15 protein-coding genes are annotated in these 17199 nt (G+C 60.8%); 7 read left to right on the forward strand and 8 right to left on the reverse strand.

Annotated elements, in window-relative coordinates:
* Positions 1–50 precede the first annotated feature (50 nt).
* Together JF616_13015 and JF616_13020 are read left to right on the forward strand one after the other, a co-directional pair.
* Positions 51–1394: a hypothetical protein gene (locus tag JF616_13015; GenBank protein MBW8888670.1), complete on the forward strand. Its 1344-nt coding sequence runs from the start codon at positions 51–53 to the stop codon at positions 1392–1394.
* The gene (locus JF616_13020) at positions 1391–2629 is read left to right on the forward strand and encodes a S8 family serine peptidase (protein MBW8888671.1); all 1239 of its coding nucleotides are present in this window, start codon (positions 1391–1393) and stop codon (positions 2627–2629) included. Before JF616_13015 ends, JF616_13020 begins: the two co-directional genes overlap by 4 nt.
* A gap of 43 nt (positions 2630–2672) precedes the next feature.
* On the opposite strand, the gene hisB is transcribed toward JF616_13020, so the two are convergent.
* From hisB to JF616_13045, 5 genes are all read right to left on the reverse strand, one after another.
* Positions 2673–3266: an imidazoleglycerol-phosphate dehydratase HisB gene (hisB, locus tag JF616_13025; protein MBW8888672.1), complete on the reverse strand. Its 594-nt coding sequence runs from the start codon at positions 3264–3266 to the stop codon at positions 2673–2675.
* Between the two features lie 25 nt (positions 3267–3291).
* Entirely contained in the window at positions 3292–3489 is a 198-nt protein-coding gene (locus tag JF616_13030) for a hypothetical protein (GenBank protein MBW8888673.1), read from the reverse strand.
* A 2-nt stretch (positions 3490–3491) separates the two neighbouring features.
* Positions 3492–4589, reverse strand: coding sequence for a helix-turn-helix domain-containing protein (locus JF616_13035; GenBank protein MBW8888674.1), 1098 nt, complete (start codon positions 4587–4589; stop codon positions 3492–3494).
* A 7-nt stretch (positions 4590–4596) separates the two neighbouring features.
* Positions 4597–5151 carry a septum formation protein Maf gene (gene maf, locus JF616_13040; GenBank protein MBW8888675.1) on the reverse strand — a complete coding sequence of 185 codons (555 nt, stop codon included), beginning with the start codon at positions 5149–5151 and terminating at the stop codon, positions 4597–4599.
* Positions 5152–5241: 90 nt separating this feature from the next.
* Positions 5242–7896, reverse strand: coding sequence for an LPS-assembly protein LptD (locus JF616_13045; protein ID MBW8888676.1), 2655 nt, complete (start codon positions 7894–7896; stop codon positions 5242–5244).
* 79 nt (positions 7897–7975) lie between these two features.
* On the opposite strand from JF616_13045, the gene JF616_13050 reads away from it, so the two are divergent.
* Positions 7976–10705 carry a hypothetical protein gene (locus JF616_13050; protein MBW8888677.1) on the forward strand — a complete coding sequence of 910 codons (2730 nt, stop codon included), beginning with the start codon at positions 7976–7978 and terminating at the stop codon, positions 10703–10705.
* A gap of 1 nt (position 10706) precedes the next feature.
* On the opposite strand, the gene JF616_13055 is transcribed toward JF616_13050, so the two are convergent.
* From JF616_13055 to JF616_13065, 3 genes are all read right to left on the reverse strand, one after another.
* On the reverse strand, positions 10707–11705 hold the full coding sequence (locus tag JF616_13055; GenBank protein ID MBW8888678.1) for an SMP-30/gluconolactonase/LRE family protein: 999 nt from the start codon (positions 11703–11705) through the stop codon (positions 10707–10709).
* Between the two features lie 189 nt (positions 11706–11894).
* Positions 11895–12185, reverse strand: a complete 291-nt coding sequence (locus JF616_13060; protein MBW8888679.1) for a FliM/FliN family flagellar motor switch protein — start codon at positions 12183–12185, stop codon at positions 11895–11897.
* Positions 12186–12212: 27 nt separating this feature from the next.
* Positions 12213–13094 (reverse strand): HDOD domain-containing protein, encoded by an 882-nt coding sequence (locus tag JF616_13065; protein MBW8888680.1) that lies wholly within the window; start codon positions 13092–13094, stop codon positions 12213–12215.
* Between the two features lie 158 nt (positions 13095–13252).
* Between JF616_13065 and JF616_13070 the strand changes: the two genes are divergently transcribed.
* The 4 genes from JF616_13070 (at position 13253) to pilO (ending at position 17196) form a co-directional block, all read left to right on the forward strand.
* Positions 13253–14455 carry a PilZ domain-containing protein gene (locus JF616_13070; GenBank protein ID MBW8888681.1) on the forward strand — a complete coding sequence of 401 codons (1203 nt, stop codon included), beginning with the start codon at positions 13253–13255 and terminating at the stop codon, positions 14453–14455.
* Between the two features lie 202 nt (positions 14456–14657).
* Positions 14658–15740, forward strand: coding sequence for a type IV pilus assembly protein PilM (pilM, locus tag JF616_13075; protein MBW8888682.1), 1083 nt, complete (start codon positions 14658–14660; stop codon positions 15738–15740).
* Positions 15740–16603, forward strand: coding sequence for a PilN domain-containing protein (locus JF616_13080; protein MBW8888683.1), 864 nt, complete (start codon positions 15740–15742; stop codon positions 16601–16603). The genes pilM and JF616_13080 overlap by 1 nt, the downstream gene beginning before the upstream one ends.
* Positions 16600–17196 (forward strand): type 4a pilus biogenesis protein PilO, encoded by a 597-nt coding sequence (gene pilO, locus JF616_13085; protein MBW8888684.1) that lies wholly within the window; start codon positions 16600–16602, stop codon positions 17194–17196. Before JF616_13080 ends, pilO begins: the two co-directional genes overlap by 4 nt.
* Positions 17197–17199: the final 3 nt, after the last annotated feature.

Here is a 17199-nt window from a genome sequence, read left to right on the forward strand (position 1 = left end):
AATATGTAGCTACAGACAAGGCTGGGAATACAACAACTCTTGATGGAGGAATGATTCAAAAATCCCGCGGGGATTCGCCTCCGCAAGCTTCGGTAATATCGAGCGTAAAACCAACGCGTAACCCATCAAATAATTCTACTACCTACACCGGAAAAATTTCCACCGACGTAGGTCAAGGTGACCCTTGGCTCAACATTCCCGTAGCCACGGCATCCGGTAAGGACTTTGTCCAAACCCTTAAAGTGAATACCTCGACTATCCAGGCTGGAACGGCGGTTGGGCTGGATGCCCGGCAGACCGGAGAACTGGTTGAGCAGCACATCGGAATCGCGCTTAACCAAAATGGCACCCTCCAGGTTTTCAGCCGGCCTGATGGCCGTTCGGCCGGCACGGTTACCACAATCCCAGGTGTGTTCACCAATACCCCGGTTTGGGTCAAGGTGGAACGCAAAGGAAGCGCGGTGGAGGTTTCGTATAGCACCGATGGCCAGACCTTTACCGTCGTCGGCAGTCAGAACATGGGAACGGGAAGCCTGGTGGTGGGACCGTTCTTGAACGGTGCGCCGGGGAGCACTGTCACCTATACCATTCCTGATGCGAATTGGGTCATGGGAAATAAAGCCGCGAATAGCGGTTCTTGCGGGGACGCCTTGGCACTATTTTCGGTTCAGGACATGACCCTGGCGGATCGCGTGAAAACTACAGGACAGGTACGGTCAAATGGCGCGTTTGAATTGGGTTCCGATGCCGTAATCCAAGGCAACTTTTACGGAGGCTCTACTGCGTTTTTGCGGGAAAGAGCCCAGATCCAAGGGAATGCCGCCATCTACGGAACTCTGACCCGACAGAATGGAACGGTCATTACGGGTACTTTGGCGCAAGGCCAGGCTCTTCAGCCTTGCAGCTTGCCGACCTTGCCGAGTCAAACGGTAGGCACCCAGAACGTAACCGTGTCGAACGATCAAATCATCCAACTTGCTCCGGGCAATTATGGGGACGTGATCGTATATTCTAGGGCAACGGTAAAGCTGCGCAGCGGCACTTACCGGTTCAAGTCCTTCCAGGTGGATACCGATGTCAAATTCGAACTGGATGCTAGAACTTCTCTGCTTGACGTCCAGGTGCGCGACTTCATGACGTTGGGGGATCGGTTCATCATGAATACGACCGCCGGAACGGTTCCCTCCTTGATCCAATTCACCAGTCGGCAAACCGCCGATTTGCGGTTGGGAACGGATTCCAAATTCGTAGGCGGCCTATTGGCACCGAATGCCTTGGTTATCGTCAATAGCCGTCCCAACCAACAAGGACAAGCCCAATTCTACGGACGGCTGCAGGCCAAAAAAGTGAGCATTCAGCCGGACAGTTGGCTCAACGCCTTTACAATGCCATGATCAAGCCCAGGCGATTCATCGGAACCGCCTGCGCGGCAGCTTTTGGCCTGGTCCATTCGGTTCAGGCCAAGCTGCCTAATGACAGTTTGTTCCAATATCAGTGGCCCCTGAAGAATTCCGGGGGCCAATTATGCACGGGGTGCACCGTCAATAAAGTCGGCGCCGACATGCATATGGAGCAAGCCTGGGATATCACCACCGGCGACAGCTCCATTATCATTGCCATCCTGGATACGGGCTGCAAATGGAAATTGCCCGATTTCGCGGGCCGGATTTGGATTAATAAGGGGGAAATCCAAGGCAACGGAATCGACGATGACGGCAATGGCTTGGTCGATGATGTGAGGGGATGGGATTTCCACGACAATGACAACGATCCCGATGACATCGATGGTCATGGCACTTCCATAGCTTCGGTGATCGGAAGCGCTTCGAATGATAGACTGGGATTTGCAGGTGTGGATTGGAAATGCAAGCTGATGATATTGAGGGATGGTCGTGACTCGAGCGGGCTTCTAGATAACACCTCTAAAGCCATTCGTTACGCCATAAAAATGAAAGCGCGGGTCATCAATATTTCAAGGGGGGATACGGCCGCCGCTCTCACAACCGAATACAAGGATGCGGTTGCAGCAGCTATTCAGGCGGGGATAGTTGTTGTAGCTGGATCTGCCAATAATGGCATTGAAAAAATTTCCGTGATCGCCCAGCTACCAGGTGTTATCGCTGTGGGCGCAACGGGTCCCGATGATCGCCGTGCAAAAGGTTTGAACCCTGGCTCTGCACCGAGCAATTACGGGGATCGACTCGATTTGGTCGCGCCAGGTGATTACATCCCGGTATTGGATATTTCATCAAATCAACCTTATGACCAAATGGCTTCCGGCACTTCGATGGCGACTGCCCAAGTCTCTGGCGTGGTGGCCCTGCTCCTGGCCCAAGACCCGCGCCGCACCCCTGCGCAAATCCGCGACATCCTATGCTCGAGCGCCGATGATCTCGTCGGCGACCCGCTTGAAGACACGCCTGGGCGCGACAAGTATTATGGTTGCGGCCGCGTGAACGCCTTTCGCGCTTTGTCGCAGATAAGCAGCATCCGTCCGCCGCGGCCTTCGCTAAGCCAAAAGCTGAACAGCCAGATCGTGGCCTTGAACCTTTTCACCGTCGATGGAAGAAGGGTTATCAAATCGGTTCCGGCCTTCGGAATCCAGGGGTTTGGATTAACCAAGCCGTAAATGGGTTGGCCAAGGCCTTGAAGCCTCGGCCCAACGAGAAGGGTTAACCGCCCAACGTCCCCTTCGTCGAAGGCACGTCCTTCACCCTGAGCGACGGCGAAATCGCCATCGCCAGCGCCCGCGCGAAGGCTTTGAACATCCCTTCCACGCAATGGTGCGCGTTCGAACCGCGCAGCAAATCGATGTGCAGGTTCATCTTGGCGTTCTCGCCCACGCTGCGGAAGAAATGCTGGACCAGCTCGGTGTCCAGGTTGCCGATGCGGGCCGAAGGGATGGCCGCGTTGTAGACGAAGCCGATGCGGCCCGACAAATCGAGGCAGCAACGGGCCAAGGCCTCGTCCATGGTCACGTAATAGAAGCCGTAACGCTCGATGCCCTTCTTATCCCCCACCGCCTTCAGCAGCGCCTCGCCCAGGCAGATGGCGATGTCCTCGGCGGAATGGTGCATGTCGATGTCGGTGTCGCCTTTGCATTCCACGGTCAACCCGATGCCCGAGTGTTTGCGCAGCAAATCCAGCATATGGTCCAGGAAGCCCGAGCCGGTGGAGATGGGCCCGTCGATGGCGGCATCCAGATCCAGGGACAGCTTGATGTCCGTCTCTTTGGTTTTGCGTTTGATGTCTGCTTTGCGCGCCACTGGGTTCCGCCTTCCTGCTTAAGTCTTAGGCCTTGGCCGGTTTCGCCGTCGAAGGGATGAGTTGGCCCGGCGTCGCCTTCTTGGGCGGCTCGATGTGGTAACGCTTTTGCAGGACCGCCGTCAGTGCCTTGGTGTTCTTCTCGAAATCGTTTACCGACAAGGTCAGGTAAAGCAGGGCGGCGGGTAGCAGCAGGGCGAGGGCGATGAGCAGGAGGATGGACATGGTCAGAACGTCTTCAGGGTGGTCCCGTATATCTTAAACCTTTTCCGTTCCGGGGTCACCGTTTTGTCGCCGATGGTGACTTCGACGGATTTGCGCTTGGAGACCATGACCACGATGGTATCGGTATGGCTCACCTGCATTTGCTTGCCCAGACGGAGCAGGGTGCTGAAATCTTCCTTGCCGGAGCGGACGACCCGCACGCCTACGCTGTCGATCAGCGGCTTGATGATGGCGGAATTCAGCCCGGCCATGGAAGCGGCGGCAGAGGCGGCGGCCGTTCCTGCAGGCGCGGCCGTCGAACCGGGGGTAGCGGACGATCCCGGAGCCGCGGCGGGGACGGTCGCGGCCGATGGCGCCGGAGCGGGCGCCGTGCCGGCGGGCGGGGCTACAGGCGCCTTGCCGGCGGGCGTGGCAGGCGTGGCGGGCGTCGCCGCATGCGGGCCTGCGCCGGAGGCCGGCTTGGAAGCGGCGCTGTCGGCATGGGCGATCGCTTTCGCGGCCGCCTCGCGGTTGGCCTTGGAGGCCGGAGTCGCGGGTTGCCCGCGCGTTTCGCCGGAATCCGGCGAGCTTCGGGAAGCGCCCGAATCCGGCGCCAGCGACTTGCTGATCAGGCTATCCTGCTGGGGGGTCAAGCTATCCGATGCGCCGGCGACCGCTCCCGGCGCGGGACCCATGCCCGTGGCGGAAGGTTCGCTTTTCTTCAGCTGGTTGATGATCACGATCAGCACGACGATCAGCACGGCGAAGATGACGATGAAGATCTGCTTATGCGAGGAAACGTGGGTGGAGGTCCGGTCCTTGTAAGGCGCGATGGACGGGGCGGCGTGCACCGCGCCGATCTCGCGGTTGTACTTCTGCACCAGGGCCAGGGCGTCCAGGCCCAGGTAACGTCCCAGGGACCCCAGCAGGGCGCGGATGTACGGATCGCCCGGCAGGAAGTGGTAATTGCCTTGCTCCAGGGCTTCCAGGGCCTGCGGGGATATGCGCAAGTCCGCGCAGATCTTGTTCACGTCCATGTCCGACTCGATGCGCGCCTTGCGCAAGATCGCGCCGACGTTCTCGCCGTCCTGGGTGCCGTTGGCGTTGCTTTCCTCGCTCATGTCTCTCCTAGTCCAGATAGGGGCCCAGCAACCGCAGCGTGAGCTGGATCGGCAGGCCCATGACATTGTAAAAGCAACCGTCCACCTTTTCCACCAGTCGGGCTCCGTGCCCTTGGATGGCGTAGGCGCCGGCCTTATCGAGCGGCTCTTGCGATGCCGCGTACGCGCGCAAGACCGCATCGGAAACGCGCGCGAAGGTCACCCGCGACAGCTCCGTCCCCGAGGCGGTTATTTTACCATCCCGGGCCAGGGCCACGCCCGTCGCCACCTCATGGGTGCGGCCGTTCAGCGCCGACAACATCTCCAAGGCATCGGCCGAGTCCCTGGGCTTGCCCAGGATCAAATCGCCGAGCAGGACCACGGTATCGGCCGCCAGGACCAGGGCCCCGGGCCGGGTCGGTTTGACGGCCTCGGCCTTCCCCCGCGCCAGGAACTCCGGCACGCGCCGCGGATCCATGCCGGGCGGGTTGATTTCCTCGTAATCGGGGACCTGAATGGTGAATCCGAATCCCAACATAGATAGGATCTGCTCCCGTCGCGGCGAGCGGCTGGCCAATACCAGCTCTGATTTCGGCATGCTATCTACCGGCGACCCGCTGGGGGCCCGGAACAGGGGACATGGCCGAAAATCTAGTTATGCGACCGCCCCGCGTCAGGGATTTAAGCCCGAAGACGGGGTGCGGATGCGGGAGTCGCGCGTTTCCAACTTCACGTCCGGCAGATCGGTGATGCGGATATTGAATTGCCAGCCTTGGGTGAGCCCTTCGGGGGTCCAGCTGAAATCCATGACCCAGCAATGCAAGGTGCGGTGGAAGGCGAAGGAATGCCGCGAGAAGCGGCCCTGGGAGAAATCGTAGTCGGTATCGTAGGACATCTGCCAGGTGGCGGTGGGGTTGAGCTTGAGGCTGCCGCTGGCCGAATGGGTCCGATCCCGGCGGAAGGTCCCGTTGCCGCCCAAGGCGCTGGCGAGGGGATCGCTGCTTCCGCCCGCGCCCACGCGGGTGGAATTGAAGCTGAAGTTGTAGTTCAGATCCATGGACCAGGGCGAGGTATCGAATCGATCGGTGGCGAAGCCGCGCGTGTCCTTGACCCGCACGCCATCGTTGAAATTGCCCCCGACCGAAACGCCCTTGCGCCATCCGAAAGAATAGGAGGTGAGGATGGGGGAGACCAGGACGTCGAGGCGGGCCGGGTCGAAGTCGTCGTAAAGGGCATGGGTGGTATTGAGGGTGAAGGCGACGTCCTTGGTGAGGTAAAGGCTGAAGGTGCTGGTGATGGGGGACCATTCCCGGGTGTCGCGGGCGAAATTGTAATTGGCGCTCGATACAGCCGAGAGCAGCTTATAGGATTCGGCCTTAGGCCCTTTTTTTGTTCCCGTCGTGAGCGGACCCGATCCCGTCGTCCCGCCGTTGGTTGAACCGGCGACCGGAGCGCCCGTGGAGGAAGCCGGAACCGAGGTCGGAGCGCCGGGTTGGCCCGGGGGCGGTTGCCCGGCGGCCTCGTCCGGGGCCAACTTGAGATCCACGTCATTGCCCAGGGAAAATCCCACCGTCTGCTGGCGCGCCTGGAAGGCGGCGCCCCCGATCTTGGGGTCGGGCAGGAAGCGGGGGTTGGAATCGATCTTGGGAGCGAAGGTATAACTCACGCTGGGGCTGATGGTGTGCCGTATGCCCGCGAGCTTTCCGAACCAGGGCTTGCCATCGGGCTGCGCGATCCCGTAGATGCGCGTGTCCACCGTGGTGCTGAGATTGTAGGCGGCGAAATACTCGCCTGACTCGCCCCGGGCGGGATCCCAATCGTCGCGCACGGGATGCAGGGAATCGCCCCGTTGGGTGGCCGTCCACATCTGGCTTAGGTTTAGGGCTGGGGTGATGTTGAAGTATTGCAACAACGGGTATTTGGCGGAAAGGTTGAAGCCGTCCTGGTAGCCCGCGTAGATGTTGCTGTCCCCGACGGCGACGCCCGCCGGGGCCGGGATTTTCACCTGATCCACGTTGAAATGGTTATGGTAATCATAAGTGATCTTGCGGTACCAGGGATCGTCCCCGACTACCGGGGACTCGTCCTCGGAACGGGGAAACAGCGGGGCGCCCACGCGGAAGGTGAGATCGGGGATGCTGCGATCCAATTGGGTGGAGGTGAGGTTGTAGTTCTGCAGCAAGTTGGCGTTGATGGTGGCATTGTTCCACGCGAACACACGCTGGTAGCCCAAGGTGGCGTTGGCCGTCTGGTTGGCGGCTTGGGTCTCGTTGAGCGCGTTGTCCTGGATGATCTTCGGTTCGGACACGAACTGGCCGCTGCCCTTCAGGGTTTGCTTCCCGTCCGGGGTGATGGTCCAATCGTTCGCGTATTCCGCCGACCATCCCGGGTTGCTCACGTCGAACTGGCTTACGTAGGCGGTGCCGCGCAGGAATCCGTTGAAGTCGTAGCGCTTGTTGTAGCGGAATTCGCCGTTCAGGTTGGTCTTGTCGAAAGTGCCTTGCGCCCCTTCGATGACGTCTCCGGCCATCTTCAAATCGGTGTAATCGTTGATGGCCCAATAATAGCCGAGGCCCTGCAGATAGAAACCTTGGGTCTGATCGCCGCCGAACTTCGGCTGCAACAGCCCCGAGCGCCGGCCCGTTCCCAGGGGCATCACCATCATGGGCAGGATTGCCACCGGCACGTCCGCCACGTTCATGACGATGGGGCCGGAAAGCACTTTGGACTTGGGCTCCAGGATCATGCGGCGGCTGTAGAAGAAGTAATGCTTGTCGACCAGATCGCAGGTGGAGAAATCCCCGCGCGCGATGAGGATGTCCCCGTCCTTCTGGCGGCGCACCTCCACGCCGTCGAAGGTCTGGTTCCCCTTTTTGGAAGAGCCATAATAGATTTCGCCCACCTTGGTCTTCAGGTTGTAGCGCATCTTGTAGCCCAGGATGGGCGGGTTGCCCGCATCGGTGATGAGCGGGGCGCCCATGGCCTCCACCAGGTTATCCTGGTTGTAATAGATGATGGAATCGGCCACCAGGGAGGAGCCGCGGTAGGTGAGCAGGGCCTTGTCCGAGAGCGAGAAGCGATCGCTGCGATAGCGGATGCGGCGGGCCGAGTATTGCACCGTATCGGCGCGGGTGCCCAGGGAATCGGCCTTGACCGAGTCGGCATGGGCTTGGACGGAATCGGCCTTGACCTTCGCGGCCAGGCTGTCCTGGACGGCGTGGGAAAGGGTGTGCAACTGGGCGAAGATCGGCGCGGCCGAAAACAGGGCGGCAGCGATGACGGCGCGCAAGGCGGGAAGACGCGTGCGAAAGGCCGTCATGGCCGGCATAAGGTAGCAATCCGTAGCTGGCTGGATGCTTTTCCCGCGCGCGGCGGAAGACTTCCTAAGTAGATTAACCCTCACTCGCATGCCCTACATTTTGCCTCTCCTATGTGCCTTGGCCGGCCAGGTCGCGGGAAAGCCCCTCGAGCCTTTGCTCTGGAAGAAATTCGATTACGATACTTCGGGCCGGATCCAAGGGGTCGATTCCCTTACCTATGATGCCACCGGCAAGCGGCTGGGATTGGTCCGGAAGGGGCCTGACGGCCGGGCCGAATATTCCATCCAGTACCAATACGACGATGCCGGCAAGGCCATGAAAACCATCAAGCAATCCCCGGAAGGGGAGCTTCTTGAGGAGGCATCCTGCGGATACTCGGGAACGAAGTTGGCGGATTGGAACCGGACCGAGGGCGGCATCATCATGGACGGGCTTTCGCTCCAGATCGATAAGGAAGGCCGCCGCATCGCCTATATGCAGGTCGCCGCCACCGCCTATAGCTTCGTCCTCGATTCCCTGGGGCGCGCGCAACGGGTTTCCCTGCTCGGAGGGATGAAGGGCGGTACGCTTGCATCGGCGGAATTCCTGTTCGACTCCCGCCACCGGCACGTCGCCACGCGATTTTTCGGGGCGGATAGCGTCCCGATCGGACGTGATACGCTGCTGCGCGAGGAAGATGGACGGCTGCGGGAATTGCGGCGGTTCGATGCCGGAGGGAAGCGGGTGAACACGGTCGAACGGACCTATGGCGCCCGGGGGGAAGCGCTGCATAAAGTCTCGCGCGACGCCCAGGGCCGAATCGAGATCAGGCAGGAGTTGGTCTACCTCTCCGTCGACTCCCTGGCCCGCCTCAACCGTTCCAGCTCTGCATGGAAAGGCAGTGCGAGTGCCGGGCCCTGCGAGCTGGAGTGGTTCCGGAATTTGGATCTCGGCATCGAAACCTCCAGTTTGCGCGGGTTAAGCCAGCTCTTCCGGCCGCCGCCGATCGGGTCGGTTCGGCCCGATCGATTATCCTTCCGGGACAGTTTGGATCGGCAACAGGCGTTCGACCAGGCTCGTGTGAAGGCCATCCGGGACAGTTTGGGCGCAAAAGGTAGGGGAGATGCGGCCGAAAGCCTCAAGCGTATCGGCGTCTACCTCGACAGCCTTTTGCGGACCAAGCCCGAATCGGGCGGTTGGTGGGAAGCGATGGACACCGCGGCAGGAGCATATCTGGCTGCGGGCGGTCAGAAAGCCTACGCGGGTTTACTGGAGCGGGTCCGCGCCGATTCGACTTCGCAGATGCAAGATGGCATTCTCCTGCGGCATATCCTCAAGTATAGGTTGGATCGGGCGTACGATGCCTTTTGCCAGGTTCCTGCCTCCGGCGCGGCGAGGGCTGTCGCATCGAAGCCGGCGGCCCCTCCTAAGGACGGGAACATCCCGAAGATTCTGCGCGCCGACCTCGCCTACCGCAGGACCTTTCTGGACCGGACTCCCTCTGATCCGTCCAAGCCTGCGTTCGCGGACACGCTCTGGACCTACCCCGAGTTGTATCGCCATATCGCGGCGTTTTTGAGAACGGGGGATACAGCCTCCCTGGACAGCATCGGGAGCTATGGTTGGTCGGGGTGGTGCGGAAACGGAAGCGAAGGCTTGGATGAACCCAGATCCATGGCTTACTTGATCCGCGATCTGGAAAGCGGAAACCTGGCAGCGGCCTTACGCGGGACCACCGAGCCGGAACGGGCCAAGCGCATCTTGGAATGCCGGGGCGAGGATTGGGAATCGTTCTTCCTGGGCGGCATCGTGGACGTGGAGTACAGAGGGCAGAGTAATTCCATAGCCATGCTGGCCCGCTACGGTTCCGCAAATTCGCTTCGAAAACTCCTGGCCCTCCATGGCCGCGGTTTTACCGGGCAAGGCTGGGTATCGCCCACCGATCTCGGTCGATTCTTGCCGGAACCGGGCGACAAGTTCTTTCCGTATGGGGAAAGATCCATGGCATGCTATCGCGATTCCCGCGCTCCCGTTCTCCCGGTGGATCTGCGCACGGAAGTATTCAGCCGCCTGAAATCCCAAGTGGACGGGAATCCCTACGACATCGAGGCGGAATTCTTCGTCGGCCTATTCGCGCGGCTGAAGTTTCCCGAGCGCGAGGAGTACCTGAAGAAACTGGCGGCGATCCCGAATCGCTCCTCCCGAAAGGCGGCCCTCCAGGCCTTAGGGCCCTCCGCCCCGGATACCGCGACCCTTCCTTCCTTGCTTCCCGTGCAATTCGTCTTCACCTCCTTGGGAAAGCCTTTAGCGGAGAGCTATTTCAGATTTGAAGTTCCCTGCTCCCAGCAAAAGGATTCCTGTTACTGGGGATCTAGCGTGGATTTGCATGAGGGCGGTTACGCGATGGAACGGAGGAATTACCTGTCCGCATGGCGGAAAGCCAAGGCCGTGAGGTTCTGCAACCTGTACCTTTTCTCGGAACAGTTCCAGAAGGACGCGCTCTTCAGCGTGACGGTTCCCTTACGGGAAAAGCCGGACGGCCCCGTGCGCGTGGACATCCCTCTGTATCGGCTCGCTTTGAAATTGGAATTCCCGCGCGGGTTCGATTCGGCCCAAGAAAAGCAAATGCGGATCCGGGTCGAGCGGTCCGAACAAAAGCCCGGGTCCGGCTCATCATTTCAGATCGGGTTGCGCCGCGAAGTGGTATTCCCCCGCCTCGGGGACGGGACTTACCGGATCGCCATCGATATCCCGGGCCTCGCGCCTTGGGAATCCGGGCCGATCCAGATGCATAGGAATGAAACCCGTACGGTACGCCTACGTTCCCGACGCCGATGAATCAAGGCGCGCGAGGCGGAAGCCGGGTCCGGCCCAGGGCATCGCGGAGCGGATCAATCTCATCGATTCCGAAGGCGGGGAACGGGTACGCCGACGAAGATCTTCCGGGCAGGCGGAACGCGGGTAATCCCAGCGAAGTCGTGGCATGGAAGGGATCGCGTTGGCCCGAAACCTTCATGGGCATCTTGAAGGCCGCGTACTCGCCGACGATATAGAGGGTATCGTTGCGGCGTCCCCCGAAGGCGGCGTTGTGGATTTTCTCGCCCGGGAAGGTTATCCGCCCCAATTCCTTGCCCGCGGGGGAGAAGACGGCCACGCAACCCTCCGCCAAGCTAGTAACGTAGAAGTTACCCAGGGCGTCCAGCACCAGCCCGTCCGGGTTCCCCAGGGCGGCCGTCAATACCTGCTTGTTGGCGAGGGTGTGGTCGCTTTGGATGTCGAAGGACGCCACGGCGTAGGGTTGATTGAATAGGTTGACGTAGACCTTGCCCAGTTTCTCGTCGGACTCGATGCCGTCGGGATAGTTCAATCCGGAAGCCGCCACTATCGGGTCGGCGCCCGCATGCCAGTAAAAGACGTCGTTCCCGTCGCCGTTGGTGAAATAGACGCCGCCATCGTCCAGGACCACGAGATCGTTGTTGTGGCCGAGCTTCCCGCCGTCGGCGCGCTTGACGGCCAGATCATGCGCGGCCCCGTCCGCATCGAAGTAGGAGATCTTATCGTCCTGGCAGAAAAGCAGGCGGCCCTGGGCGTCGTACACGAGGCCGCGCACCGTGAGGCCGGCGACCGAGGCCAGGGCCACTTTAGCGCCGCCGGCGGGCAGGCGCCAGCTGCGATTGGCCACGGTTTCCGCCACGGTCACGTTGCCCTTATCGTCCGCGGCGATGCCGCCCGTACCGGTGAGGCCCGTCATGATGGTGTCGATGACCGCGTCGGCGGCGGCTAGGGAGGCGGGCAGGGTATTGCGGGGCTGCGCGAAGGCGGCGCAGGCCAATGCCAAGGCGAGTGTCGCACCTCTCAGAAGAGGCGTTCCTCGCCGAGGAAGAATGGGTTCGCGGCTGCTGGTCATGGTTCGGTTTCCTGGCATGAAAAATAGCGGCGTGCCGCGTCGGTTGCCGGGATTATTTGCGAAGGAAAGCGGGGGGCAGGATGTGCCGGCCGGGAAGCCGGTAAATCGGCCGGGGAAAGGTCAGAGCAGCTTCAGACGCTCTTCCGGGCTCAGCAGAGTCACGATGCGCACCGCGAAATTCTCGTCGATGACGGCCACCTCGCCCTTGGCGATGGTCTTGGCGTTGATGACCAGATCCACCGGTTCGCCCGCTAGGCGGTCGAGCTTCACGATGCGGCCCGGCACCAATTCCAACAGGTCCTTCACGCGCATCAGCTTGTGCCCCAGCTCCAGGCTCACCGGAAGGGTGATGTCCTGCAATTGATCCATGCTTAGCTTTTTCTTGGCGGAACGCTTGTATTCGGTGGCCATGGTGCTATCCTCGCGGGAAAATGCGGATCATAGGATTTCCAGGAAGGACTGGGCCTTCTTGATCTCCTCTTCGGCCCTGAGCCGCAAGCGGTCCCAACCGGCAGGGTCGAGTTTCAATTCCGTTCGCACCTGGGGATGGATGTCCGCGAGGGATCCGGCTTGCAAGGCCCCCTCCCGGATGCCATTTGCGAGTACGTCGGCGGCGTGGACCAGAAAGACCAATTTTACGGTGTCGTGCTGCGAGTCCGGCTCTTGCTCCAGGATATGCAGCGGGAAATGGTGCAGCCGCATGACTTCCACGTAGGGCAGGGGCAGGTTCCATTTGCGCGCCAACCAACCCCCGATATCGCCGTGGGTCAGCTTGAGGACCGCTTGCTCGGCTTGCAATTGGGGCATGCCGGTATCGCGCTTGGCCTGCAGCACTTTCTCGAATTCGGCGGGCAGCTTCTGGCTCAGCACGATGCGGCCCATATCGTGCAAAAGGCCGGCGATGAAGGTCTCTTCGATGAAATTGGCTTCGCGTTCGATGGCCAGCGCGCGCGCGATGGCGCCGGTGAGAAGGGAATGTTCCCAGAACCGGTTTACGTCCACGCCGGAGGGACTGCCCTTGGCGAAAGCCTTAAGCACGGAAGTAGTCAATACCACGTTGCGGATGGTGCTGAAGCCGAGGATCACGATGGCCTGGGTGATGGTCCCGATCCGGCCGGGAAAACCGTAAAAGGCGGAATTGACCAGCTTCAGAACCTTGGAGACCAGGGAGGGATCGGTGGAGATGGCCCGCCCGAGTTCCTCGGCCGAGGTGCGGGGATCCTGCATGAGGCGGGTAATGGTCGCCATCATGGCCGGCAGGGTGGGAAGGTCCGTGACCTTCTGGACCAGGGCCTTCAATTCGCTGGATTCGGGATTCAAGCCTTGCCTCCGGCCATCCCGCCTCCAAAACCGGAGGCCGGTCGGCCCGGGTCCCGGTTGCCTTCGGGCGCGGCCGACGGGGGTAGCCTCCAGATTTTAGCGTCCGACGGGGAGGACAGGCAACTTAAAATGTGCAAGAATAAGGTTGGAACCCGATTATGGCGGAATCGAATCTTAAACCTGCGGCCTTCCCGGTCTTGTTCCGGGCATGGCTTTTCGCCTTTCTGCTCGGGGCCATAGCCCCGGGTACGGCCCATGCCGAGGCCTCGCTCGAAGTCATCCGTTCCCTGGGCAGCGGCTTCGGCCGCTTCAGCGTCACCGGATTCATCCTCTTCGGGGTCTTCCTGGTTGCGTTGATGGGCGGCCTGGTCCTCCTGGAGATCTTGCGCGCGGGCAAAGGGCAGCGGGAGAAAATCGATATCGGCTGGCAATACTTCGCCGAGATGGCGGGCCAGAAACGGTTGACCAGCCAGGAAGTGGAGATCCTCAAGCGCATCGTGGAGGACGGCGGGGTCAGCAGCGCCGATATGGTCTTCGATTCCTCCTTCGTATATGAAGAGGCGTTGGAAGGATTTCTCAAGGCCAATCAGCGCCAGCTCGACAAGGAAGAGACCCAATACGCCCTGCTGCGGGGCCTGCGCCTGAAGCTCGGCTATTCCCATTTGCCTCCCGAGATCCCGCTCTCCGGCACCCGGCAGATGGAAGAGGGGATGCAAGTGAGCCTGACGGACGGTGAAGGCGTGGTCCGCAGGGGCCGCGTCCAGGAGGTGCGCGAGAAGGTTTGGGCCATCGCGTTGGAATCGGAAATCCCTCCCACCGTGGCGATCGGCGGGGCGGTGGAATTGTCCCTATTGAGGCCCGGAGATGGGGAATATGCCGTGACCCTTCCCGTGCTGTCCACGCGCCTGGGGCAGAAGATGGTGTTCCTGCCGCATACCCGCGCGCTCGAGCGCAAGCAGTTGCGTAATTGGGTGCGTATCGACGTGAACATCCCCTGCCGCGTAACGGTGATGGCCCGCTGCGAGGGCTGGGACAAGGAACAGGGCGGGCCCGCGGTGGGCATGGTGCTGGAAGGCCGCATGCTGGACCTGAGCGGCGGCGGCAGTTGCGCCCGCTTTACCAGCCCCATTCCCCAAGGGTACAAGCTGTCCTTGAATTTCGATCTGCCCGGCACTTCGCTACGCGGGGTGCGCTGCGAGGTCATGCGCATGACTTCGGTGGTCCGGGCCAACCGCGAGGACTTCGAGCATAACCTGAAGTTCACCGAGATGGAAACCGCGTTCCAGGAAAAGATCGTCCGCTACGTGTTCGAAAAGCAGAGAATCGATTCGCAGCTGCGGGGCCCGGTCAAGACCGAGTGAACTTTCCCGGCGGGATTCCCGCCGTTCCTTCGATTAGAGACTCCGCTAACCCGCTTTCCCGTCTAAACTTCGCGACCAACATCCTTTGCAATCCCTTTTCCCACGGTGATATAATCTGGCTGTTGAGGAATTTTGGGCCTGCCTACAGGCCCTATAGCCCGGGTCGCGAATGATCCGGGCCGGCTGCGGCCGAGGAGTGGCTTTGGGCTTCAAGGAAAAGATTCTGAACACGATCCAGGGCGAGCCTACCACGGTGGGCATCGACATCGGGAACTACAGCATCAAAATCGCCCGCGTCGCCCATCGTCCGCAAGGGCCGGTGCTGCTGGGGGCGGGCATCCACGTGCTCAAGCCCGATACCATCGTAGGCGGCGAGATCAAGAACCGCGACGAGCTTTTGCAATCGCTTACCGCGCTGGTGCACCGGACCGATCCGGCCGGGAAGATCAAGGACGTGGTCCTCTCCCTGTCCTGGTCCTACGGCGTGATCGCGGATCGCATCAAGCTCAAGTCCAACAAGGGCGAAAGCGATGAAGAGGTGATCCTCATGGAGGCGGGCCAACGCAGCCCCTTCGACGTGGACAACATCACCCTCGACTACAAGATCCTGCACAAGTATCCCGAGAGCGACGAGATGGAAGTCCTGCTCGTGGCGGCCAAGCTTCAAGTGATGCAGTCCTACATCGACCTGCTCTACGAGGCCGGCTTGCGTCCGGTGGTGATCGACGTGGACGCCTTCGCGGTGACCAACGCGTATCTGCTTTCGGCCCCTCCCGAGGACGGCAACAAGGTGGTCTCCCTGATCAACATCGGCGAGCACCTGACCAATCTCACCTTCCTCAAGAACGGCACCTACCACAGCACGCGCGACATCGCGACCGCCTGCGATTTCTTCGTTAAGACCCTGATGAAGAACCTGAAGGTGGAACGCGAAGAGGCTTCCAACATCCTGCGCGGCAAGAACGCGGACAAGTTCAACCAGGCCACCTTGAACCGCAGCATCGAGTTCTCGGCCGAGGAGCTTTCCGTGGGCATCGACCTGGCCTTCAGCTACTTCCAGTCCTCGGAGAACAATCTCAAGGTGGAAAAGATGGTGCTCTGCGGCGGAGGCGCCTGCATCCGCGATCTGGCGGGCATCCTGGCCAAACGCCATAACGTGGAGGTGGAGGTCACCGACCCGTTGGCGCATATCGCCCACGACGAAAAGAAGTTCAACGGGCCCATCCCGTCCACCATTTCCACCATCCTGACCGTGGCCACCGGGCTGGCCTTGAGGCGCATCTGATGGCTTCCGAGACCCTCGAAACCAAGGCCCCCGATTTCATCCACGTCAATCTCCTCCCGATCGAGTATCGGGTGGTCCGCAAGGACTACTCGTGGCTCATCGATATGCGCATCCTGCTCTCGGTCACCGCCCTCATCGGCGTTTCCGTGTCTTACCTGATCGGCCAATCCTTTTTCCGCGCCAACCTGGAGGGCAAGAAGACCCAGCTCGAAAAGGTGCAACAAGAGATCGGGGCGAACGCCTACGTCGGGTCGCGCATCAAGGAACTGGAGAAGTTGCGGGACGAGAAGACCGCCAAGAACAATTCCCTGAAGAGCATCAGCGTCAGCAAGAAGAAGTGGGTGCGCATCCTCGAAGGCATCAACAAATCCTTGCCGCTCAACATGTGGATCGAATCGCTCAAGCAGTCCGAGACCAACGATAACGAGATGGAGGTCAAGGGCCGCACCTACGTGTTTCCCGAGATCGCCGAATACATGATCGAATTGGAGAAGAACGAATATTTCTCCAAGGTCTTCCTGAACGGGATCGAGCTCCAGAAGGAACAGAACCGCAGCTCGTTCCTTTACACCATCCGCATCAACCTCAATCCCAACGTGGGCATCGATGCGGCCCTGGGGATAGTTACCGCGACCGCTCCCGTGTCCCCGCCTCCGGCTGCTGGCCATTCGGCGCCCGCTACTTCAGCGCCCGCCGCTTCGGCGTCCGGCCCGGCCCCGGTCCCGGTCGGCGAACCCGCGGGCGGTCCTCCTGCCGCTTCCCCGCCGGATCCGGCGGGACCCCCGCCTCCGGCCGCATCCGGACCGGTAAATAAGGCCAAGCGCGCCGTCCCCGCCGCGCCGGCCAAGGAGGACGGAGCATGAAGGGCATCAACTTCAGCATCAATGCCCGTTTGTGGGTTTTCGCCGCCGTCTGCATGGGCATAATGGCTTACATGGGCTACAACTTCTACACCGCCGAGTACACGGTCTATTCGGAAAAAGTGGAAAGGCTCGATACCGACATTCGGAAGAAGAAGGGCGAGTTGCGCCAGATCCTCGCGCAAAAGCAGCGGCTCAAGGATTTGGAGTCCGAGATCGAATTGGCCAATGCCGAGTTCATCCGATTGCAAGAGATGTTCCCCGACGAAGAGGCCATCCCGCGCCGCCTGATCGACCTGACGGCCGTAACCCGCAAATCCCTCACGGTGCCGACCAAATTCCTCCCGCTGCGCGTTGAGGAAAAGGAGTTCTACAAGGAGAACCACTACGCCATCACCATCTCTTCGAGCTACCACGCCTTAGGGATGCTTTTCGGGGAAGTGGCCAACTTCCGCTATCCCACCGCCATCAACAAACTCCAGATCGAGAAGGCGCCGGATCTGGATAAGGAGGTCGACGAGGCGAGGGATCATGGCGAGACCCCCCGCACCGTCGTGGCCAACTTCCAACTCACCACCTTCACCTCCAAGCGATAGGCA

The sequence above is a fragment of the Fibrobacterota bacterium genome, assembly GCA_019509785.1.
In the GTDB taxonomy this organism is placed as follows: Bacteria; Fibrobacterota; Fibrobacteria; order UBA11236; family UBA11236; genus Chersky-265.